At 73.4% G+C, this 20,804-nt stretch carries 14 protein-coding genes; 8 read left to right on the top strand and 6 right to left on the bottom strand.

Annotated elements, in window-relative coordinates; all coding sequences use genetic code 11:
* Positions 1-6 precede the first annotated feature (6 nt).
* From HUO13_RS18855 to HUO13_RS18830, 6 genes are read right to left on the bottom strand one after another with little or no spacing between them, the layout of a single operon-like run.
* A complete protein-coding gene (locus HUO13_RS18855) occupies positions 7-699 on the bottom strand; it encodes an enoyl-CoA hydratase/isomerase family protein (RefSeq protein ID WP_249123855.1) in 693 nt (230 codons plus the stop codon).
* Complete coding sequence (locus HUO13_RS18850) at positions 696-1,445, bottom strand: SRPBCC family protein (protein ID WP_211896455.1); 750 nt, start codon at positions 1,443-1,445, stop codon at positions 696-698. Before HUO13_RS18850 ends, HUO13_RS18855 begins: the two co-directional genes overlap by 4 nt.
* Positions 1,446-1,477: 32 nt before the next feature.
* A complete protein-coding gene (locus tag HUO13_RS18845) occupies positions 1,478-3,772 on the bottom strand; it encodes a xanthine dehydrogenase family protein molybdopterin-binding subunit (protein WP_211896454.1) in 2,295 nt (764 codons plus the stop codon).
* Entirely contained in the window at positions 3,769-4,251 is a 483-nt protein-coding gene (locus HUO13_RS18840; protein WP_211896453.1) for a (2Fe-2S)-binding protein, read from the bottom strand. Before HUO13_RS18840 ends, HUO13_RS18845 begins: the two co-directional genes overlap by 4 nt.
* On the bottom strand, positions 4,248-6,584 hold the full coding sequence (locus HUO13_RS18835) for a xanthine dehydrogenase family protein molybdopterin-binding subunit (protein ID WP_211896452.1): 2,337 nt from the start codon (positions 6,582-6,584) through the stop codon (positions 4,248-4,250). Before HUO13_RS18835 ends, HUO13_RS18840 begins: the two co-directional genes overlap by 4 nt.
* Complete coding sequence (locus HUO13_RS18830; RefSeq protein WP_211896451.1) at positions 6,581-7,438, bottom strand: FAD binding domain-containing protein; 858 nt, start codon at positions 7,436-7,438, stop codon at positions 6,581-6,583. The genes HUO13_RS18835 and HUO13_RS18830 overlap by 4 nt, the downstream gene beginning before the upstream one ends.
* A gap of 926 nt (positions 7,439-8,364) precedes the next feature.
* Between HUO13_RS18830 and HUO13_RS18825 the strand changes: the two genes are divergently transcribed.
* The 8 genes from HUO13_RS18825 to HUO13_RS18790 all read left to right on the top strand — a co-directional run bounded on the left by HUO13_RS18825 (position 8,365) and on the right by HUO13_RS18790 (position 20,618).
* Positions 8,365-9,945: a class I adenylate-forming enzyme family protein gene (locus HUO13_RS18825; RefSeq protein ID WP_249123854.1), complete on the top strand. Its 1,581-nt coding sequence runs from the start codon at positions 8,365-8,367 to the stop codon at positions 9,943-9,945.
* Between the two features lie 8 nt (positions 9,946-9,953).
* Positions 9,954-11,234 (top strand): amidase, encoded by a 1,281-nt coding sequence (locus HUO13_RS18820; RefSeq protein ID WP_249123853.1) that lies wholly within the window; start codon positions 9,954-9,956, stop codon positions 11,232-11,234.
* Positions 11,235-11,237: 3 nt separating this feature from the next.
* Positions 11,238-11,885 (top strand): GntR family transcriptional regulator, encoded by a 648-nt coding sequence (locus HUO13_RS18815; RefSeq protein ID WP_211896449.1) that lies wholly within the window; start codon positions 11,238-11,240, stop codon positions 11,883-11,885.
* 342 nt (positions 11,886-12,227) lie between these two features.
* Positions 12,228-14,987: a class IV lanthionine synthetase LanL gene (gene lanL / locus HUO13_RS18810; protein WP_211896448.1), complete on the top strand. Its 2,760-nt coding sequence runs from the start codon at positions 12,228-12,230 to the stop codon at positions 14,985-14,987.
* Positions 14,984-16,738 carry an alpha/beta hydrolase family protein gene (locus HUO13_RS18805; protein WP_249123852.1) on the top strand — a complete coding sequence of 585 codons (1,755 nt, stop codon included), beginning with the start codon at positions 14,984-14,986 and terminating at the stop codon, positions 16,736-16,738. The genes lanL and HUO13_RS18805 overlap by 4 nt, the downstream gene beginning before the upstream one ends.
* Positions 16,739-16,841: 103 nt before the next feature.
* Positions 16,842-16,991: a VenA family class IV lanthipeptide gene (locus HUO13_RS18800; RefSeq protein WP_211896447.1), complete on the top strand. Its 150-nt coding sequence runs from the start codon at positions 16,842-16,844 to the stop codon at positions 16,989-16,991.
* Between the two features lie 80 nt (positions 16,992-17,071).
* Entirely contained in the window at positions 17,072-18,832 is a 1,761-nt protein-coding gene (locus HUO13_RS18795) for an ABC transporter ATP-binding protein (RefSeq protein ID WP_211896446.1), read from the top strand.
* Positions 18,825-20,618, top strand: a complete 1,794-nt coding sequence (locus HUO13_RS18790) for an ABC transporter ATP-binding protein (RefSeq protein ID WP_249123851.1) — start codon at positions 18,825-18,827, stop codon at positions 20,616-20,618. The genes HUO13_RS18795 and HUO13_RS18790 overlap by 8 nt, the downstream gene beginning before the upstream one ends.
* Positions 20,619-20,804 lie beyond the last annotated feature (186 nt).

Genomic DNA, 20,804 nt, shown 5'->3' with positions numbered 1-20,804 from the left:
CGGCCGCTACCTGCGGGGAACCTCCCCGGTGAACACGGCGCCGTTCTCGGTGCGTTCGCGGGCGAGCCTTTCCAGCAGCCGCTCGCCGTGCACGACGTGCTCCTTGGCCCTGCGCACCGCGTCGGGGTCGAGGCCGGTCACGGTGCGCGCGACCGCCAGCGCCTCGGCCAGCGGGTCGTCGGCGACGCGGTCGAGCAGTCCGATGCGGACGGCTTCCTCCGGCTCGACGAAGCGCTGGCTGAAGATCAGTTCGAGGGCGTGCCTGCCGACCGTCGACGGCAGCGCCCACGGCCCCACCGAGAGCCCGTGCGCGGGACCGACGAAGCGGAAACGGGCGCGCTCGGACCCCAGCCTCACGTCGCAGGCCAGCGCGAGCTGCGCCCCACCGCCGACCGCCGCGCCGTCGATCGCCGCGATGACCGGCACCGGCGCGATGATCATCTGCTCGAACAGCGCGTACAGCTCGTCGCTGACCGATTTGCGTTCGGCGTCGGGGACCGCGAGGTCGGCTCCGGCGCAGAACCGCCCGGACGTCTGCGAACACACCACGATCGCCCGGGTGCCGGGACCGGCACCGGAGATGTGCTTGCGCAGCGCGGCGACCAGCTCCAGGTCCAGCGCGTTGTGGACCTTCGGGCGGTCCAGCGCCAGCAGCAGAACGCCGGCTTCGGGTTCGGAGGGCTTCAACGACGTGCTCATCGGCGCCCCAGCAGGGTCACGACGCGGCGGGCGGGCACGGTGTAGCGGTCGGCGCCGACGCGGACGGTGGCCTCGACGATCTCGTCGGCCAGCACGCCGCGCCGCCCGCCGCGGCCGCCCAGCAGCCTGCCCGCGACGACACCGACGGCGAGCGCGGCGGCCAGCGGCGCGATCCGCTTGGCAAGCGGTAACGCGACCAGCGACATCCCGTCGAGCTCGGCTCCGGCCGCCTGCGGTTCCGGTGCGGGTGCGGCGGTCGGCGGCGCAGAGGCGGGCTCTGCGGGTGAGGCGGCCGGAGCGGGTTCGGCGAGCAGGCCGCTGAGGTTGCCCGCGAACTGCTCCATCAGCTTCTGCGAGACGTCCCCGAGAGCGCCGCGCCCGAACTGGGCGACCTTGCCCCGGATCACCAGATCGGTGTCCAGCGACAGGACGCTTCCGTCGTCGTGCGGGCGGACCTGGACCCGCACCTTGGCCTCGGCCGCGCCGCCGCCGTGCTGGTCGGCACCCCGCGCGTCGAGAACGATGCTGCTGCCCGCGCGGTCGACCTCCAGGAAGCGCACGACGCCGCTGTAGGCCGCCGAGATCGGCCCGACCTTGACCTTCACCTTCCCCTGGTAGCCGTCGTCGCCCGAGCGCCCCTGCAGGGTGGCCCCCGGCATGCAGGGCGCGACCCGTTCGACGTCGTTGATCAGGTCGAAGACCTGCTCCGGCGGCGCGGGCAGCACCACCTCGTTGGTCAGCCGCATGGCAACTCCTCCCTCTCGCCGCGGCGAGCACGTCAGTTCGCGAGCTCGGCGACCCGCCCCGGTCCCAGTGGCAGGTGGCCGACATCGCCGGACAGGCCCAGGGCATCGCGGACGGCGTTGGCGACGGCCGCGCCGACGGCGGTGATGCCGCCCTCGCCCGCGCCCTTGACGCCCAGCGGGTTGTCCGGGCTGGGCGCGTCCTCGGTCACCAGCGCCTCGACGACACCGGGGACCTCCGCGGCCGTCGGCAGCAGGTAGTCCATGAACGTCGTCGCCTGGGGCTGTCCCTGTTCGTCGTAGTGGAAGTTCTCGTAGACCGCACCACCAAGCCCCTGTGCCACTCCCCCGAGCAGCTGACCCTCGACGAGGGCGGGGTTGACGGCCCTGCCCACCTCGTAGGCGACCAGGTAGCGCAGCACCGAGACGTGCCCGGTCCCCCGGTCGATGTCGACCAGCGCCACGTGGACCCCGTAGGGGTAGGTCATGTGGTCGGCCTCGAAGACGCGCCGCGCCTGGAGCCCCGGCGCGGTCCCGGCCTCCAGGTACCTGCTGCCGGGCGCGCATGCGGCGGCGACCTCGGCCAGCTCGACGCGTCGGCCGCCGGCGGCGAAGCCCGCCCCGTCCTGCTCGACCCACGCCTGCGGCACGTCGAGCATCAGGGCGGCGACCTGCCGGGCGCGCTCGACCACCGCCTGGGCAGCGAGGTCGACGGCGTTGCCCGCCAGCACGGTCGAGCGGCTGGCCCAGGACCCGAGCCCGAACGGCTGGAGCTCGGTGTCGCCGTTGACGACGTGGACCGCGGTGTCGTCGACGCCCAGCCGGTCGGCGGCGATCTGGGCCAGCGCGGTCTCGATGCCCTGCCCGAGCGACGTGCCGCCCGAGTGGACCCGCACCAGCCCGCTGGGTTCGACCAGCACGTCGGCGGTCTCGTGCGGTCCGAGCCCGCTCTTCTCCAGAAACACCGCGAACCCGAAGCCCGCCGTGCGGCCCTCGGCGCGCAGCCGCTCGGCTTCGGCCCGCCACGGCAGCGTCCGCTCCAGCGCGGTGCCGAGCAGCCCCGGGTAGTCGCCCGCGTCGAGCACGACGTCGGTGCCGAGCGCTCGCAACGGCCGGACGTGCGGCATTTCGTCGGCTCGCAGCAGGTTGCGGCGCCGCAGCTCGGCGCGGTCGAGACCGATCCGGTCGGCGGCCACGTCGAGCAGGTGCTCCCTGGCGAACGTGCCCTCGTAGCGGCCGGGCGCGCGGTAGGTGCCGCACGGCGTCTTGTTCGTCAGCACCACGTCGACCGCGGCGTGGTAGGCCGGGACCCGGTACGGCCCCGGCAGCATGCCGATCGTCAGCTCCGGCACCAGCAGCCCGTGCGTGCGCAGGTAGGCACCGTTGTCGTGCACGATCTCGTCGCGCAGCGCGAGCAGGCGCCCGTCGGCGTCGAAGGCGGCGGCCACGCGGTGGCGCTGCTGCCTCGAGTGGTTGAGCGCGACCAGGCTCTCCGCGCGGTCCTCGGTCCACTTCACCGGACGTCGCAGGTGCCGCGCGAGCCACGGGATCAGCAGGTCCTCGGGGTAGAACTCGCCCCGCGCGCCGAAGCCGCCACCGGCGTCCATCGCGTGCAGGCGGATCCGCTCCTGCGGCATGCCCAGCATCCGCGCGAGCACTCCGCGGTTGAACACCGGGACCTTGGTCGCACCCCATACCTGCAGCGTGCGCGCGGCGACGTCGTACTCGGCGACCAGTCCGCGCGTCTCCAGCGGCACCGCGGCGTGCCTGCCGACCTCCAGCTCGAGCTCGACGACGTGCTCCGCCGCCGCGAACGCCTCGGCGACGTCCCCGTACCCGGCCTCCAGCGTGGCGGCGGGCTTGGTGCCGGTCGCCTCCACCGCGGCGGGCAGCTCCCGCAGGTCGACCACGACGAGTTCGGCGGCGTCCTCCGCGGTGTAGGGGTCCTCCGCCACGACCACGGCCACCGGTTCGCCGACGTAGCGCACCCGGTCGGCGGCGAGGACCGGTTGCAGGCTCTCGGCGGGTTCGTCGCCGCGCGGCAGCCGGATGGGGATCGGCGGGATACCGGCCAGGTCCGCGCCGGTGATCACGGTGAGCACACCGGGCACGCCCCGCGCCTGCGCCGTGTCGATGCCGAGGATCTCGGCGTGCGCCGAGCCGGAGCGCACCACGCGGGCGTGCGCCTGGCCGATGCGGTCGACGTCGTCGGCGAAGCGGCCCAGACCGCGCAGGAGCCGGTCGTCCTCGTGCCTGCGCACACTGGTGCCGATGACGCGGTGCCCGACCGCCGCGCCGGTGGCCGGCGCCGCGGTGCCGGTGGTGCTCATGCCCGCTCCCGCCTGCTCTCGGCGACCTCGGTGACCGCCTCCACGATCCCCTGGTACCCGGTGCAGCGGCACAGGTTCGCCGAGACCGCCTCCCGGATCTCCTCCCTGGTGGCGCCGGGGTTCTCGGCCAGGAACGCCTCGGCGAGCATCAGGAAGCCCGGCGTACAGAACCCGCACTGCAAGCCGTGCCTGCGGGAGAACGCCTCCTGCAGGTCCGACAGCCGGTCCCCGTCGGCAAGGCCCTCCACGGTGCCGATCTCGGCGCCGTCGGCCTGCACGCCGAACATCAGGCACGAGCGCGCGGGCACACCGTCGACCAGGACGGTGCACGCCCCGCAGATGCCGTGCTCGCAACCCAGGTGCGTGCCGGTGTAGCCGAGGTCGTGGCGCAGCACGTCGGCGAGGGTGCGCCGGGACTCGGCCAGGACCTCGTGGGGCTCGCCGTTGACCGTCAGGCTGATCAGGTGCTGGTCCTTCATCGGTTGCGCTCCAGGGCTCGGTGGATGTGCTCCGGCCGGACGGGCAGCGCGTCGAGTTCGACGCCGGTGCCGCGCAGGGCGTCGTTGACCGCGTTGAGGACGGCGGCGGGCGCGCCGATGGTGCCGCCCTCGCCCATCCCCTTGGCACCCGTCTCAGTGAACGCGCACGGCGTCTCCAGGTGCTCGACGCCGATCTCGGGGATCTCCGAGGCGGTCGGCACCAGGTAGTCCATCAGGCTTGCCGCGGTCGGCTGGCCTTCGGCGTCGTAGCCGATCTCCTCGTACAGCGCGCCCGCGATGCCCTGCGCGACGCCTCCGCGCACCTGGCCGTCGACGATCTTCGGGTTGATCACCACGCCGCAGTCCTCGACGACGAGGTAGCGCAGGATGCGCGGACTGCCGGTTCCGGGATCGAGCTCGACCACGACGCCGTGGGTGGCGTTGGAGAACGTGCCGGAGGTCAGCACGTCGAAGGCCGCCTCGGCCGACAGGCCGGGGTCGACGTCCTTGGGAAGCCGGTTCGCCCGCAGGTAGGAGACCTCGGCGACCTCGGCGATCGGCAGCCCGTCCTCCTGGTTGTCGCGGCGGCGGCACCAGCCGTCGACCAGGTCGACGTTGCCTGCCTCGGTGTCGAGCAGGTGCGCGGCCACCGTCCGGATCTTGTCGGCCAGCCGGGAGGCCGAGAGCCGGACCGCGCCGCCGCCGATGGCCGCCGAGCGGCTGCCGAAGGTGCCCCAGCCGTAGGAGACCAGGTCGGTGTCGCCCTGGCGGACCTTGATCCGGTCCGGGTGCAGGCCGAGCTGGTCGGCCGCGATCTGCGCCAGGGTCGTCTCGTGTCCCTGGCCGTGCGCGGAGGTGCCGGTGGTCACCGTGACCCAGCCTGCCGGGTCCATCCGCGCCTCGGAGATGTCGTAGCCGGGAACGACCGCCATCTTCCGCTGCGCGAACGCCTCGGTGCCGTACCCGGTGCGCTCGTTGAAGCAGGCGAAGCCGATCCCCACGCGCCGGTCGCCGTCGCGGGAGTCGAACCAGCCCTCCTCGCGGAGGCGGCGCTCGCAGAGGTCCAGGGACTCGCGGTAGGAGCCCGGGTCGTAGGTGATGCCGTTGATGCCGGTGTAGGGGAAGGAGTCGATCAGGTTCCTGCGGCGCAGCTCCAGCGGGTCCACCGAGAGCTCGCGGGCGGCGCGCTCCATCAGCCGCTCCATCACTGCCACGATCTGCGGGCGGCTGACACCGCGGTACGGCGCGGTCGGCGCCTTGTTCGTCGCGACCGCCCTGGCCCGCGCCCGGTAGCGCGGAACGCGGTAGACGCCCGGCAGCTCCGCCGAGGCCATCAGCGGCTCGACCCCGCTGGTGAACGGGAACACCGAGTACGCCCCGACGTCGCAGCGGATGTCGGCGTCGAGCGCGAGGATGCGGCCTCCGGCGTCGAACGCTGCCCGCACGTCGTACTGCTGCTGGCGGCCGTGGAAGCTGGCCGACAACCCCTCGGAACGGTCCTCGATCCACTTCACCGGCCTGCGCAGCCGCAGGGCCGCCGCGGCCGCCGCGATCTCCTCGCGGCCCACCACGCACTTGAGCCCGAACCCGCCGCCGACGTCGGTCACCACCACCCGCACCTGCCGCTCGGCCAGGCCCAGGCAGCGCGCGGCGGCGGTGCGGACCTGGTGCGGCACCTGGGTGGAGACGTGCAGGACGAGCTGCTCGTCGCGGTCCACCCACTCGGCCAGGCAACCCCTGGGTTCCAGCGGTAAGGCGTTCTGCCTGCCGGTGCGCAGGGACGTGCGCACGACGCAGGGCGCGGAGGCCAAGACATCGTCGATCTCGTCGTCGCTGAAGGGCGCGACGTCGAGGAACGTGTTGGCCGCGAGTTCGTCGTGCACGCCCTGAGCCCCCGGTGCCAGCGCCTCCTCGATCGAGGTGACCGCCTGCCGCGCTTCGAAGTCGACCGAGGCCCGCTCTGCGCCGTCCTCAGCGGCGTACGGGTCCTCCGCGAGCACGATCGCCAGCGGTTCACCGGCGTAGCGCACGGCGCCGGTGGCCAGGATCGGCATCGAGGTCGCGGTGAACTCCTCCCGGTCCAGCAGCGCGGTCAGCCCGGAGACGCCCAGTTCCCCGCTCGCGAACGCCGCCCGCACACCGTCCACGCCGGACACCTCGGACAGGTCGACCGACACGCGGGCCGCCGAGGCGACCGGGCTGCGGACGAAGGCGGCGTGCAGCGCGTCCGGCCTCGGCCGGTCGTCGACGAAGCAACCGCGACCGGTCAGCAGCCGGTGGTCTTCCTTGCGGGCGAACGACTTGCCGATCCAGCCCTGTCCGTGCCCGGTCATACCGCCGTCGCCTCCCGGCACGCGCGGGCGACCAGCGTGCGGGTCAGCATCCGGCGGTAGTCGGCGCTGCCGTGCGCGTCGCTGCCCGGATCGATCGCGGTGGCCGCCGCCTCGGCGCAGGCAGTGAACAGCTCGTCGCCGATCTCGGCCCCGGACAGGACCTCCTCGGCCTCGGGAACCCGGACCGGCACCGCGTCGACCCCGCCCAGCGCGATCCGCCCGCCGCGGCACATCCCGCCGGCCACGTCGAGGTCCACGGCGGCGGCCACGATCGCGAAGTCCCCGGCGCGCTGGGCGAACTCCGTCAGCGCCGCGTGCGGAGCGGGGCGCGGGAACACGACCTCGACGATCATCTCGTCGGGACGCAGGGCGGTGTCGAGGAAGCCGAAGAAGAACTCCGCCGCCGGGATCGAGCGCCGCCCGCTGGTGCTCTCGGCGACGATCTCGGCGTCCAGCAGGACCGCGAGCAGGCACCACTCGGCGGTGGAGTCGGCGTGCGCGAGGCTGCCGCCGACGGTGCCCCTGGTCCGGATCGGGTAGTGGCCGATCCAGCGCGCCGCCCTGCTGAGCACGCCGAAGGAGTCGGGGATCCGCGGTGCGCGGGCGGTCTGCACCTCGTGGTGCGTGGTCAGCGCGCCGATGCACAGCGCGGCGCCGTCGGAGCGCAGGTAGCGCAGGCCGTCGACGCGGCCGACGTCGACCAGCGCGGTCGGTCGCGCCAGCCGGAAGTTCATCATCGCGACCAGGCTCTGGCCGCCCGCGAGCAGCTTGGCGTCGTCGCCCAGCTCGGTGAGCAGCTCGACGGCGCCGCGGACGTCGTGCGCGCGGTGGTACTCGAACGGTGCCGGCTTCACGCGGACTCCAATCGGCGCGGTAACGCACGGCCTCGCGCGGCGGTGAGCGGGCGCGGTCGGCGACCGCACGACGACCGGCCGGACAGCGCGAGGGTTGGCATTACCGTCGCGGACCGCGCGATGGTTCGCACGCCGGTCGGCAGGTGGCGGGGGCACGGTCGGGTGTCGGCGCACAGGACCGTGCCGGTGTGGCGGCCCTGTCGGGCGTCGCCGCAGCGGCGCCTGGCCGTCTCGGCGGTGCGGCTTCGTCGGGTGGTGACGGGCCGGCTTCCGGCGGTCTCGTCGGCGCGGCGCTGCCGGGCGACGGCGGGTCGGCGCTCGGCCGTGTCAGTGGCGCGGCTCGGCCCTGCGTCAGCGGTCCGGCGCACGGCCGTGCCGGTGGGGCGAGTCGGGCGGGCGTCATCGGACCGGCGCCCGGCCGTCTCGGCGACGCGGCGCTGTTGGGCGTCGGCAGACCGGCGCACGGCGGCCGTTTCGGCGTTGCGGCTCCGTCGGACCTCGACGGGCCGACGCACGGCCATGGCTGCAGGGCGGCTCCGTCGAAGGTCAGCGGACCGGCACACGGCCATCCCAGCCGCGCGACTCAACCGGGTGTCGGCGGGCGGCTGCAAGGTGGCCGTGTCGGCACGGACACTCGCCTTGCCAGCCGGGAGCGGTGGCGCGATCACTTCCGAGGGCCGTCGATGCCGAGCGGTAGCCGACCGCGGCGGGGAGGAAGGGCGGGGCAGGCGCTCGCTCGCGTTGGGGACAGGGTCCATGACGGCTCTCCTCTCGGTTGCCGTCGGCCTGACACTTCGTGCGATTTGATATACCATATCGCAAACCTGGTGGTCCAGCCTTCGCCGACCTCGCACGAACCCGAGCCTAGAACGCGGTTTTCGTTGTGTCACCGGCGAAAGCGCGGTACCACCAGGAGCGGACCCGGCGTGCTGGAGGACGCATTGGCGGTATCCGAGGAGTCCCGAAACCGGACGGCGTGGCTGTGCCACGGCCCCGAAGTCCACGTCGAAGACCTCGTCGCGGGCACGCTGCCGGGAGCGCTGCGCCCCGGCGACGGGCCCGCGCTGCTCTTCCCCGCCGAGAGCGAGCACTGGCTGGGCCACCGCGCGCTCGACGAGCGCAGCCGGCGCACCGCCTCCTGGCTGCTGAGCCGCGGTCTCGCCCCCGGCGACCGGGTTCTGCTCTGCGGTGGCAACTCCGCCGCATTGGTGGTGGCCTACCTGGCGATCCTGCGAGCCGGCGGCACCGTGGTGCTGGCGAACCCCGCCTACACCGCCGATGAGCTCGCCCACCTCGTCGACGACAGCCAGGCGGCGTGGGCCTTCGTCGCCCAGCCCGCGTCCGCGCTGGTCGACGTCGCGAACCAGGTCTCGCTCGACGAGCCGCTCCCCGAGCTCGAACCAGGTCCGCTCCCCCGGATCGGTACCGCTGACGTCGCCCTGCTCGCCTACACCTCCGGCACGACCGGCGCGCCGAAGGGCGTTCCGCTGACCCACGCCAACCTGCTCTCGTCGATCCGCGCCGCTATGCACGCGTGGCGCTGGAGCGCAGGCGACGTACTGGTGCACTCGCTGCCGTTGAGCCACCAGCACGGGCTCGGCGGCGTGCACGCCACGCTGCTGGCCGGTTCGTCGGCGGTGGTCCTGCCCCGTTTCGACGCCGCCGAGCTGGGCGATGCGATCCAGCGGCACGGCGCCACGGTGCTGTTCGCGGTGCCCGCGGTCTACGAACGCCTCGTGGCCGAGGTTCCCGGCGCACTGGGTGCTCCGAGCCTGCGGCTGGCGGTCAGCGGCTCGGCTCCGCTGTCGCCGGACCTCGCCGGGCGGATCGCGGCGGTCATGGGCGAACCGCCGCTGGAACGCTACGGCAGCACCGAGAGCGGGCTCGACGTGTCCAACCCCCTCGACGGTCCCCGCGTGCCCGGCACGGTGGGGCTGCCGCTGCCGGGCGTCGAGCTCCGCATCGGCACGGACTCCGGCGATCCGGTCGAAGACGGCACCGAAGGCGAGATCCTGCTCCGCGGGCCGCAGGTGTTCTCCGGCTACTGGAAGCTCCCCGATGCCACGGCCGAGGCTTTCCACTCCGGCGGCTGGTTCCGGACCGGCGACCTCGGCCGGATCGACGCCGGCACCGGCTACCTGCGCATCACGGGCCGCAAGAAGGAGCTCGTCATCACCGGCGGGCTCAACGTCTACCCCCGCGAGGTGGAGCTCGCCCTGGAGAAGCATCCGGCCGTCAGCTCCGCGGCGGTCGCCGGGCTGCCCTCGCGGCGCTGGGGCGAGCAGGTCACCGCGTGGGTGGTCGCGGAGTCGCGGGTCTCGGCCGAGGAGGTCGTGGCCCACGCCAGGAAGCTGCTGGCACCGTACAAGTGCCCGAAGCAGGTGTTCTTCGTCGACGCCCTCCCGCGCAACAGCATGGGCAAGCTGCGGCGCTCGGAGCTGCGCGAGCCGCTGGACACCTCGGAACTCGACAAGGCGGTGGCGAAGCTGTGGCGAGCGGAGTTTTGAGCTCCTCGGTGACCGGCCTCGCGGCGCGGTTGCGGGCGTCCGGCACCACCGCCACCGAGCTGGTCGCCCAGGCGCTCGGCGCCGCGCGCGCGAGCACGACCGGTGCGTTCGTCGAGCTGCTGCCCGAACGCGCGGCGCGGGACGCCGCGGTGGCCGACCGCGAGCTGGCCGCCGGGACGGATCGCGGCCCGCTGCACGGGATTCCGGTGGCGGTGAAGGACAACATCGACGTCGCCGGTGCGTGGACCCGCTGCGGCACGCGCGATCTCGGCCACCACCGCGCCGAGCGGGATGCGGCGATCGTGAGCGGGCTGCGCGACGCGGGCGCGGTCGTGATCGGCAAGACCCGCACCCACGAGCTGGCCTGGGGAATGGTGACACCCGGCTGCCGAAACCCACTGGACCCGGCGCGGATCACCGGCGGCTCCAGCGGTGGCTCGGCCGCCGCCGTGGCCGAGGGCGTCGTCCCTGTCGCGCTGGGCACCGACACCGGCGGTTCGATCCGCAACCCCGCCGCGCTGTGCGGCGTGGTCGGCATCAAGGCCGGGGTGGGCACGCTTCCGACCGATGGCATCGCGCCCCTCGCCCCCACCCAGGACTCGCCGGGAGTGCTGGGGGCGACGGTTTCCGACTGCCGCATCGCGCTGACCGCGCTCGGTGCGGAACCGACCGGGCAGCCCGTGCGCAGGGTCGGCGTGATCCGCGACCGGTGGGCCGGGCGGGTCGAGCCACCGGTCGCCGCCGCCGTCGACGACGCCGTGTCACGTCTGTGCGAAAGCGGGGTGGACGTGGTGGAGGTCGCCGTGCGCAACTCCGGCCTCGCCCCTGCGGCGTCCTACGTGATCATGCTCGCGGAGTCGGCGCGGCACTGGTGGCCCGCCGACCCCGACCAGGTCGGCCCGCAGGTGCGCGAAGTGCTGCGGCTCGGCGCGCGGGTCGCCGATGCCGACTACCAGCGGGCGCTCGCGGTCCGCCGGTCGATCATCGCCGGGCTCGACGACGCCTTCGGCCAGGTCGACGCGCTGCTGCTGGCGAGCTCACCGGTGCCGGCGAGCAGGATCGGTGACGAGCTGACCGAATGCGCGGGCCGGATGCTGCCGGTGCAGGCCGCGCACGCTTCCACGACTTCCCTGGCCTCGGTGTCCGGTGTACCCGCGCTGTCGGTGCCCGGCCTGCCGGGGCCGGGGGGACTGCCCACCGGCGTGCAGTTCCTCGCCCCCACGACCGACCCCCTGCTGCGCTGCGCGGAACTGCTGGAGCGCGGGCGCGGCGACGCAGAGAACGGATGAGCCTTGTCCCAGCCGCTGTACACCAGCAAGACCGAACTGGTCACCAGCATGCTCCGGGAGATGATCGTCACCGGTGAGCTGGCGGCGGGAACCACGCTGCGCCAGCGCGATCTGGCCGACCGGCTCGGCGTGAGCCCGACACCGGTCCGCGAGGCGCTGCGCAGGCTCGAGTCGGAGGGCCTGATCACCACCGACGCGCACCGCAGCGCCACGGTCGCCGAATCGGCGTTCGACGCCAAGGAGGAGAACTACCTGATCCGCGCCGCTCTGGAATCGCTGGCCGCGCAACTGGCGGCCAAGCGGATCACCTCGGAGCGGTTGTCGGCGATCCAGTCGGTCAACGACCGGATCGCCGGACTGGCCGAGGACGACCGAGCCTACGGCTCGCTCAACCGCGACTTCCACTTCGCCATCTACCAGGCCGCCGAGAGCCCGGTGCTGCTCTCGCTGATGCGGATGCTGTGGCAGTCGATGCCCGACGGGCCCAAGGTCGCGCGCTCCCACCGCGAGTCCGCCGAGGAGCACCAGGCGATCATCGACGCCCTGCGCGAGGGCGACAGCGCCCGGGCCGGTGAGCTCACCCGCTCGCACATCGTCGGCAGCACCCATCTGGAGGACGAGCGCCCGGCCAGGCGCAAGGGAGGCCGCTGACGCGGGGACGCTGCGGAGCACGAACGGCGCCCCAGGGACCATCCCTGAAAAGGGGTACTCTGCGCGACGGCATTCCCACCACCCGATGGGTACTCCACTGCTGAACACCCGCGTGGGTGAACCCGAATCCGGATCCGGATGCTTTCCGTACTGCTGGATCTCAATCCACTGAGGACGGAGCTTCGGAACGCTCACCCTTCGACGTCCCGATCGAATGTACTCGCTTGCGCGGACGCATACCGAGGGTCTACCGACCCCACCCACGACCTGCACCGCACACCGAGCGCAAGACCCCGACCGAACTCAGCATGGGGTTGCTGGCCGGTGACTGGGGAGGGGTCGATGGAGCAGGAGTCACGCCCGGAGGCGGCAGGTCAGGAAGCCAGCGAGCTCCTGACCGCCAGGCCCGCCGCCGACCCGGGGCGCCCCGGACCCGGCCCCGCACTGTCCACACCGGACCCTAAAGATCTCGTTCCGCTGCTGCGCGACGCGCTCGGCGCCCGCGCGGACGCATCGCGCTGGCGTGTCGCCGAGGGAGAACCGTGGTGCATGGTTTCCCCCTCCGGCGCCCGGGAGGTGCTCCAGGGCTGGAAGCTGCACGTGTCGGCCACGATGGGGACCGCGGGCGCGGTGTTGCAGCGGTGCCTGCCCGTTCTCCTCGATGCCGAGCGCCCTTTCAAGTTCGCGATCACGCTGCACCACGTCTACGCCCTGAACTCCGGGCACGCGCCGCGCTACGGCGCGGGCAAGTTCCTGACCTGCTACCCAGGGGACGACGAGCAGGCGGTCGAGCTCGCCGAGGCGCTGCACCTGGCGACCACGGGGCTGAGCGGTCCGGTGATCCTCTCGGACCGCCCGTACCGGCCGGGGAGTATCGTGCACTACCGCTACGGCTCGTTCGCCAACCGGCGCGTCCTGACCAACGACGGCCTGTACCGTCACATCATCAGCAGCCCCGCCGGGGAGCCGGTGCCCGACCTCCGGGAGCCGCGTTACACGCCGCCGGAGTGGGCGCGATGCCCCTTCCCCGCCGCCGAACCCGCGCCCGCGCCGTCCTCGGGTGACAGGCGGATCCTGCTCGGTGACCGCTTCGCGGTGCGGGAGGCGATCCGGCACGCCAACAAGGGCGGTCTCTACCGCGCTCAGGATCTGCGCACCGGAAAGCCGGTCGTGATCAAGGAGGCCCGCCCGCACACCGTCGTCGGCTCGGACGGCACCTGCGCCCAGGACATGCTGCGGGCCGAGGCCCGGGCACTGGAGGCACTGGCACCGCTGGGCGTCACCCCCGAGGTCGTCGAGTTCTTCGAACAGAGCGGGCACCTGTACCTGGCCATGCGCGACCTCCAGGGGCCGCCCTTGCGGCGGTGGGTCACCGACCGGTTCCGGCAGCACGGGCCGCGCGGGTACCTGCCCGCCGCGCTGCGGCTGGCGGAACGGCTCGTGGACAAGCTGCAAGCGGTGCACGAGACCGGACTGGTGCTGCGGGACTTCACGCCGAACAACGTCATCGTCGTCGACGACGAGCCGTGGCTGATCGACTTCGAGCTGTCGGTCCGCGCCGGGGACACGACCGGCAGGCTCTCCGCGGGCACTCCCGGCTACGCCGCGCCGGAGCAGCTGCGCGGCAGCGAGCCAGACCAGTCGGCGGACCGCTTCAGTCTCGGCGCGACGCTCGCCTACGTCCTCACCGGGGCCGACCCGCGCCTTCCCGAGGACGAGCCGGCGGGCCGGCCGCTGCGGGAGCGCCTGTCGGTGTGGCTGCCCACGGTGACGGCCACCGAGCTCCCGGCCTCGGTGACCGCGCTGATCACCGGCCTGATGGACGACGAGCCGGCCAACCGGCCCGCTCCGTCGCACGCCCGGACGGTGCTCGCGGCGGCGCCGGGCCTCGGGCATCGCTCCAGCTCGGTCGAACCCTTCGACGGCGACGAGTGGCAGGAAGCCGTCGACGGGATCGTCGACCACCTGCTGGCGACGATGAACCCCGACGATGACGACGCGCTCTGGCCCGTACCGCGCCCTGTCAACGACCCGTGCAACGTCCAGCACGGCGCTGCCGGTGTTCTGGGCGCTCTGACCTCGTACTACCGGCTGCGCGGTGGTGGCCGGGTCGCGGAGGCGATCGGCACGGCCGCCGAGTGGATCCGCCGGCGGATGCGGCAGGACGGGTTCCGCCCGCCCGGGCTGTACTTCGGCCGGGCCGGCATCGCCTGGGCCCTGCACGACGCCGCCGCCGCGCTCCGCGACCACCCCGCCGCCGACGACGCGGTGGGACTGGCCAAGGAGCTGCCGACCAGCTGGCTCAGCCCGGACATCACCCACGGGATGGCCGGGATCGGGCTCACCTACCTGCACTTCTGGCAGGTCACCGGCGACGCCGAGTTCGCCCATCGGGTCCGGCAGTGCGCCGAGGCGCTGCTGCGCTCGATGCGCCACGACTCCGACGGGCCGTTCTGGCAGGTGCCCGAGGACGCCGACTCCATCTTCGCCGGGCAGCGCTTCCACGGCTTCGCCCACGGCACCGCGGGAGTCGGCTACTTCCTGCTCGCGGCGGGGGAACTCGGCGGAGCGGCATGCGAGACGACCGCCGAGCAACTGGCACGGCCGCTGCTGCAACACGCCGTCGTGGACGAGGCCGGGGCGCGTTGGCACAGCGGGCTGGACACGGCGGAACCGCTGCTCCCCCACTGGTGCAACGGTTCCTCCGGGGTGGGGACGTTCCTGGTGCGGCTGGCCAGGCTCACCGGTGACACCCGCGCCAGGGGCATGGCCGAGAAGGCGGCCTCCGCCACGGTCGAGCACAGCCGGACCGGCGCCGTCGGCCAGTGCCACGGCTTGACCGGCAACGCGGAGTTCGTGCTCGACATGGCCGACTTCCTCGAGGAACCCGCCTACGTCGCCACCGCGCACCGGATGGCGCATGCCGTCTTCGGACGCCGGGTCTACCGCGACGGGCGGACGGTGTTCACCGACCCGGAGGGGCACGTGTCGGCGGAGTGGGCCGACGGCGTCAGCGGTGTGCTGGCGTTCCTGCTGCGCCTGCGCTACGGCGGGCCGCGCCGGTGGATGGCCGACGCCGGCGGCTGGACCGGGCAGCGGTGAGCGCGCCGAGCACGACCGCCACCGGGAGCGCGGTGGTGCGGTCGAACTTCAGCTTCGCTCCCGGCGGACGCCACGCGGCCTGCGTGCGGACGCGGGGCGCGGAGTCGGTGTTCGAGATGTGGGGGTTCGACTCGGGCGCGGCGAGGCTGCTGCGGCAGGAGCCCGCCCCGCACCGCGGCGCCCAGGCGCAGCCGCTCGCCGACGGCCGGGTCCTGCTTTTCCCCAACTCGTCCGAGCCGCACGAGCTCGTGCTGCTCGATCCCGAGGGGGGCCGCCGGGTCCTCAAGCGAGTCCACGCGGTCGCCGGGTACCTGCTGCCCCACCCCACGTCCTCGGCGCTCGGAGTGCTGGTCGCACGCGAGAGCGCCTGCCAGTCGGCGATCTGGCGGGTCACGGACGCCGGAGCCGAGCTCGTGCTGCGACTGCCCGGTTGGGTGTCCGGCGGCGTGTGGCTGGACCCCAGGCTCGAACTGCTGGGCGCCAACCTCACGACGGGCCAGGGACGGTGCGACGGCGTACTGGTCGACCTGGGGCGGAGGCGCTGGCGGACGATCCTTTCGCTGTCCCCGGAAAGCCGCGACAGCATCGTCGCGTGCCATCCCGGCACCGGCCTCCTGGTGATCGAGACCAACGCGGGCGGCCACCACCGGCTCGGCTGGGCGCGGCTCGACGGCGCGAACGCGGTCAGCTTCCCGGAGCGGCTGGACGAGGACGGACTCCGCCACCGGGCGCTGGCGATCGACCCGCCGGGCAAGCGGGTGCTCGTGCAGAGGCAGCGCGGTGCGGTGACCACGCTGCACGTCTACACGCCGCACGACGACCAGTTGCGGCAGCTCGCCATCCCCACCGGGGTCACCCGAGGGCGGGCGCACTGGTCCACCGCCGCGATCCGGGTGCCGTTCTCCTCCCCCACCAAGCCGACGACGCTGCTGACGATCACCTCGTGCGAGGAGACGTCGTACCTGCCCGACGACGGCGCGGGCGGCGAGTGGGTGGACGCCGAGCTCGTGCGGCTCAGCGCCGCGGCCGGAGGGGTCGAGGCGATCGTCTACGGCAGGGACTGGCTGAGGTCGGACCGTCTCGTGCTCGCGCTGCACGGCGGACCGCTGTCGGCGTGGCGCATGCAGTTCGAGCCGCTGTTCCAGGCGCTGGCCTCCGCGGGGGTCGCGGTCGTGGCGCCGAACTACCGCGGCAGCACCGGCTACGGGCACGAGCACCTGAGTCCGGTGCTGGAGGCCTGGGGCGGCCCGGATCTCGACGACGTGGTGGCCATCGGCGCCGACCTGGGCTCGCTGCGCGCCGACCTCCCGCGGCCGATGGTCCTCGGCGTCAGCTACGGCGCGTTCCTCTCGCTGCTGGCGGCCAGCGCCGCGCCGAAGCTGTGGTCGGCGTGCGTCGCGTTGGCGCCCCTGCTGTCGGGGGCACGCCTGCACTCCGCGAGCGCGCCATGGGTCGGGCATCGCGCGATGCGTTTGGGCGCTCTGTCCGAAATAGACGATCAGCTCGGTGCGCGCGACGTGTTGCGGCTGTGCCCGGAGATCTCGGTTCCGCTGCTGCTGATGCACGGCACCGATGACGACGTGATCCCGGTCGGCCAGTCGAGGGAGCTGCGCGACCGGCTGCTGGAGTCCGGCTGCACCGATCTGACTTACCAAGAGGTCCCCGGGAACCACCACGAGGTGGTGACCGGTGTGTCCGCGGTGGTGCGCAGCACCGTGGCCCGCTTCTGCCGCACGTGGGGGCGCCCATGACGTGAGGCGGATCGGGTGCGTTCGGGCTCGGGGCCATCCCCGGGCCGGAGGTGGTGACCGACCACCGATCGCAGTTCCAACCGGAAAACCCAGGAGGTATGTCATGTACGACGAATTCGAGCTCGACGTGACCGCTCTGCAGCAGCTCCCGGAAACCGACCCGATCGACCAGGACGGCGTGCAGTTCGGCGGCGGCGACCAGTGCCTGCTCGCGTCGAACTGCCTCCTCGCCAGCCTGCTCATCGACGACTGATCCAAGACATCCGCTGCTGGGCGGAAGTGGCCGCGCGCGCGGCCACTTCCGCCCGCTCGTTCGTACCAGGGAGGAGTCGGATGTCCGACGTCGCCATGGCGCCGCCGCGACGGCGCGGCTTCGCGCGCTTCCTGCCGCTGGAGCACACCGAGGGAGAGGACGGCGCCGCCGGGCGCGCGCTGCTCGTCGAGTGCCTCCGCGAGTGTCCGCTGTGGAGTTCGGTGCTGGTGCCTGCGGTCATCGCCAGGGCCGCCGCCGCGCTGCTGCTGCCCGCCGCCGTCGCGGAAGGCATCGACGCCGCGGTGACCGGGACTGGTGTGACGAGCGCGGTCCTCCACGTCGGTGTCGTACTGGCCGTGCTCAGCGCCACCGACGCCGCCACGGAACTCGCGAACGCCTACTACCTGGCCTCCGTCACCGCCGACCTGCGCAACCGCTTCATCCGCCACGTCCTGGCGCTCGGTGTCGCGGGCCGCCGCCGCTTCGCCTCCGGCGACCTGCTCTCCCGCCTGACCACCGACACCGCCAAGCCCGCCGGTTTCCTCCTCGTGCTGCTCAACATCGCGGTAGGACTGCTCACCCTCGCCGGTTGCGCGGTGGCGCTGTGGGTCATCGACTGGACGCTGGCGGTGACGCTGCTGGTGGGGATCCCGGTCGCGTTCGGGATAGTCCGGCTGTTCCTGTCGAGGACGGCCAAGCACTTCCTGCGCTACCAGCAGATCCAGGCCGACATCGTCGCGCGGTTCCTCGACGCCCTGCGCGGCGCCCGCACGATCCGCGCCAACGGCACCCAGGTGCGCGACGCGGCGCGCGTGCTGCGCCCGCTGGGCGAGCTCAACACCACCGGACGCGCGGTGTGGAAAGCCCAGGGACAGATCGGTTGGCAACTGCTGCTGCTCATCCCGCTGCTGCAGATCGCGGTGCTGTGCGTCGGCGGGTTCGCCCTGGCCGCGGAGCGGATCACGGCGGGCGAGTTCGTGGCGTCGGCGGGCTACGTGCTGCTGGCGGTTCACGGCTTCGAAGCCGTCGAGAGCATCGTGATGGTGCTGAAGGCCCAGATCGGCGCGACGCGGGTGGCCACCGTGCTCTCCACACCCGCTCGGGAGCCGGGTTCGCCGGTGGTGCCCGACATCGGGGCCGGTCGGCTCGACCTGCGCGGGGTCACGGTGCGCGAGGGCGACCGGGTCGTGCTCGACAACGTCTACCTGCGGATTCCAGCGGGCAGCAACGTCGCCGCGGTCGGCAGGTCCGGCTCCGGCAAGTCGGTGCTGGCCGCGGTCGCCGGACGGCTGGTGCACCCCTGCGGCGGCACCGTGACCTTCGACGGCGTCGCCTTCGCCGAGGTTTCGGAGTCGGCGTTGCGGACCTCGGTGGCCTACGCCTTCGAGAAGCCCGCGCTGCTGGGCCGCACCATCCACGACGCCATCGCCTACGGACGTCCCGGCGCCTCCCGCGCCGAGGTCGAGCGGGCCGCGCGGATCGCGCGGGCCGACCACTTCGTGCGCAAGCTCCCCGACGGGTACGACACCCCCGTGCGGGAGGCGCGGTTCTCCGGCGGAGAGGTCCAGCGCCTCGGCCTGGCGCGGGCGGTGCTGGTCGACGCGCGGCTGGTGATCCTCGACGACGCGACCAGCTCGCTCGACGCGGCCACCGAGGTCCAGGTCGCGCACGCCCTCGACCGCGTGCTGGCCGGGCGCACGTGCCTGCTGGTCGCGCACCGGGCGTCCACGGCCGCGCGCGCCGACCTGGTGGCCTGGCTGGACGAAGGGCGCGTCAGGGGCTTCGCCCCGCACGCGCAGCTGTGGTCCGACCCCGCCTACCGGGAGGTGTTCGGTGGCTGAACCGAGCAGTGTCCAGGCCGGGTTCGCGCTGCTGCGCAAGCGGCTGCGCGCCAACCGGTACGCGATGAGGAAGCTGATCATCTGGTCGTCCCTGGAAGCCGCGCCTCCGCTGGTCTCCGGCCTGCTGGTGGCGGCGGCCATCGACCGCGGGTTCCTCGCGGGTCGTCCGGACCTGGGCCTGGTGTGGCTGTCGGTCCTCGCGGCGGTGCACTGCCTGGCGGCGGTGGCGACCCGGCGGGTGTACCCGTGGCTGGCCGAGATCGTCGAACCGCTGCGGGACTACCTGGTCACCGCCCTGGTCACGGCGACCGTGCGCCGCGCGGTGGCCCAGCTCGCACCACTGGACGGCGCGAGCGTGGCCCAGTCGACCGACCAGGTCGACAGCGTGCGCAACCTGGCGGCGTCGGTCCTGCGCAACGCCCGCCAGTTCCTCACCGCACTGGTCGCCGTGGCCGGACTGGCGTTGCTGTCGCCGCTGATCGCCGTAGTCGTCGCGCCGATGGTGGCGCTCGCCGTGTTCGGGTTCCTGCGGGTGCTGCGGACACTGGTCGCCAGGCAGCGCGAGGTCGTGCTCACCGGCGAGCTGGTCACCCGCGAGGCCGAACCGGTCATCGACGCGATCCGCGACGTCGTCGCGTGCGGGGCGCAAGGCCGGGCCGCCACGGCAGTGGCCGCCGCGGTCCACCAGAACGCACGGGCGGCCCGTGCGTATGCGCTGACCCGGGTCGCGCGGGTACTGGTCCTGGCGGTGGGCGTGCACCTGCCGCTGCTGGCGCTCCTGCTGCTGTCACCGTGGCTGGTCGCACACGGTGCGGCCACCGCGGGCGTCGTCGGCGGCGCGGTGGTGTACCTGGCGCACCAGCTCGATCCGGCCATGCGGTTCCTGGTGAACGCGGGCAGCACGTGGCTGGTCGCGCTGGGCGTCGTGCTCGGGCGGCTGGCCGAGGTCACCCGGCGCGACCCCGTCCCGCCGGAGACCGGCGGGGCGCTGCCGGTCATGGCTCGCGACATCCGCGCCGAGGGCCTGCGGTTCGCCTACTCGCCCCACGCCGCCCCGGTCGTCGACGGCCTGGACTTCGCCATCGCGGACGGCACGCACCTGGCGGTGGTGGGGCCCAGCGGTGTCGGCAAGTCCACCCTGGCCGACCTGATCACCGGCATCGCCCGCCCGCAGGGAGGCCGGGTGCTGCTGGGCGGTGTCGACATCGCCGAAGTGGCCGACGTGGTCCTGCGGCGCGAGATCGCGCTGATCCCGCAGGAGGCCTACGTCTTCGCCGGCACGGTCCGGGACAACCTGACCGTGCTCAACCCCGACGCGACGCGGGAGGAAATGGAACACGCAGCACACGAGGTCGGCGCCACCGCGCTGATCGACCGGCTCGGGGGCTGGGACGCCGAGATCAGGGCGGGCGCCGACACGCTGTCGGCGGGTGAGCGCCAGCTCATCGCGCTGACGCGGGTGTGGTTGTCGCCGGCACGCGTCGTCGTTCTCGACGAGGCGACCTGCCACCTGGACCCCGAGGCCGAGGCACGGGCCGAGGCCGCCTTCCAGCGGCGCGGCGGCACGCTTATCGTGCTCGCGCACCGCATCAGCTCGGCGATGAGGGCGCAGCGGGTCATGGTGATGGACGGCGAGACCGCCGTCATCGGCACGCACGAGGAGCTGCTGACATCAAGCACGCTCTACGCCGACCTGGTCGGGTACTGGCGCGGCGCGACCGTGCCGGCTCCCCGCGGCGAATCGTCCACACCGGACGGAACGGCGGCGGGAGCGGTGCGGCCCTGAATGCCCGTCCTGGGTCTTTGAAGCGGCGAAGCCGCTTGGCCCACCCCCCGCAACCCGCACCGCCGCGGGTTCTCAGGCGCCCTCTGGCGAGGACAGCTTTTTCGCAGCGTATGGCTGATACGTCAGAAAAAGATCCCGGAGCCAGAGGGCGCCTGAGGTAACGCCACCGGAAGCGCCACGCACGGC

The organism is Saccharopolyspora erythraea, from assembly GCF_018141105.1.
In the GTDB taxonomy this organism is placed as follows: domain Bacteria; phylum Actinomycetota; class Actinomycetes; order Mycobacteriales; family Pseudonocardiaceae; genus Saccharopolyspora_D; species Saccharopolyspora_D erythraea_A.
The sequence above is the reverse complement of the archived record's forward strand: the minus strand, read 5'-3'. Positions and strand labels throughout refer to the sequence as shown.

What these genes read in the sequence shown, in the direction of transcription:
- HUO13_RS18845 (WP_211896454.1), bottom strand. Translation starts at nt 3,772, where the DNA reads ATGAGCACCACCGGCACCGCGGCGCCGGCCACCGGCGCGGCGGTCGGG.
- lanL (WP_211896448.1), top strand. Translation starts at nt 12,228, where the DNA reads ATGGAGCAGGAGTCACGCCCGGAGGCGGCAGGTCAGGAAGCCAGCGAG.
- HUO13_RS18850 (WP_211896455.1), bottom strand. Translation starts at nt 1,445, where the DNA reads ATGCGGCTGACCAACGAGGTGGTGCTGCCCGCGCCGCCGGAGCAGGTC.
- HUO13_RS18855 (WP_249123855.1), bottom strand. Translation starts at nt 699, where the DNA reads ATGAGCACGTCGTTGAAGCCCTCCGAACCCGAAGCCGGCGTTCTGCTG.
- HUO13_RS18835 (WP_211896452.1), bottom strand. Translation starts at nt 6,584, where the DNA reads ATGACCGGGCACGGACAGGGCTGGATCGGCAAGTCGTTCGCCCGCAAG.
- HUO13_RS18800 (WP_211896447.1), top strand. Translation starts at nt 16,842, where the DNA reads ATGTACGACGAATTCGAGCTCGACGTGACCGCTCTGCAGCAGCTCCCG.
- HUO13_RS18840 (WP_211896453.1), bottom strand. Translation starts at nt 4,251, where the DNA reads ATGAAGGACCAGCACCTGATCAGCCTGACGGTCAACGGCGAGCCCCAC.
- HUO13_RS18795 (WP_211896446.1), top strand. Translation starts at nt 17,072, where the DNA reads ATGTCCGACGTCGCCATGGCGCCGCCGCGACGGCGCGGCTTCGCGCGC.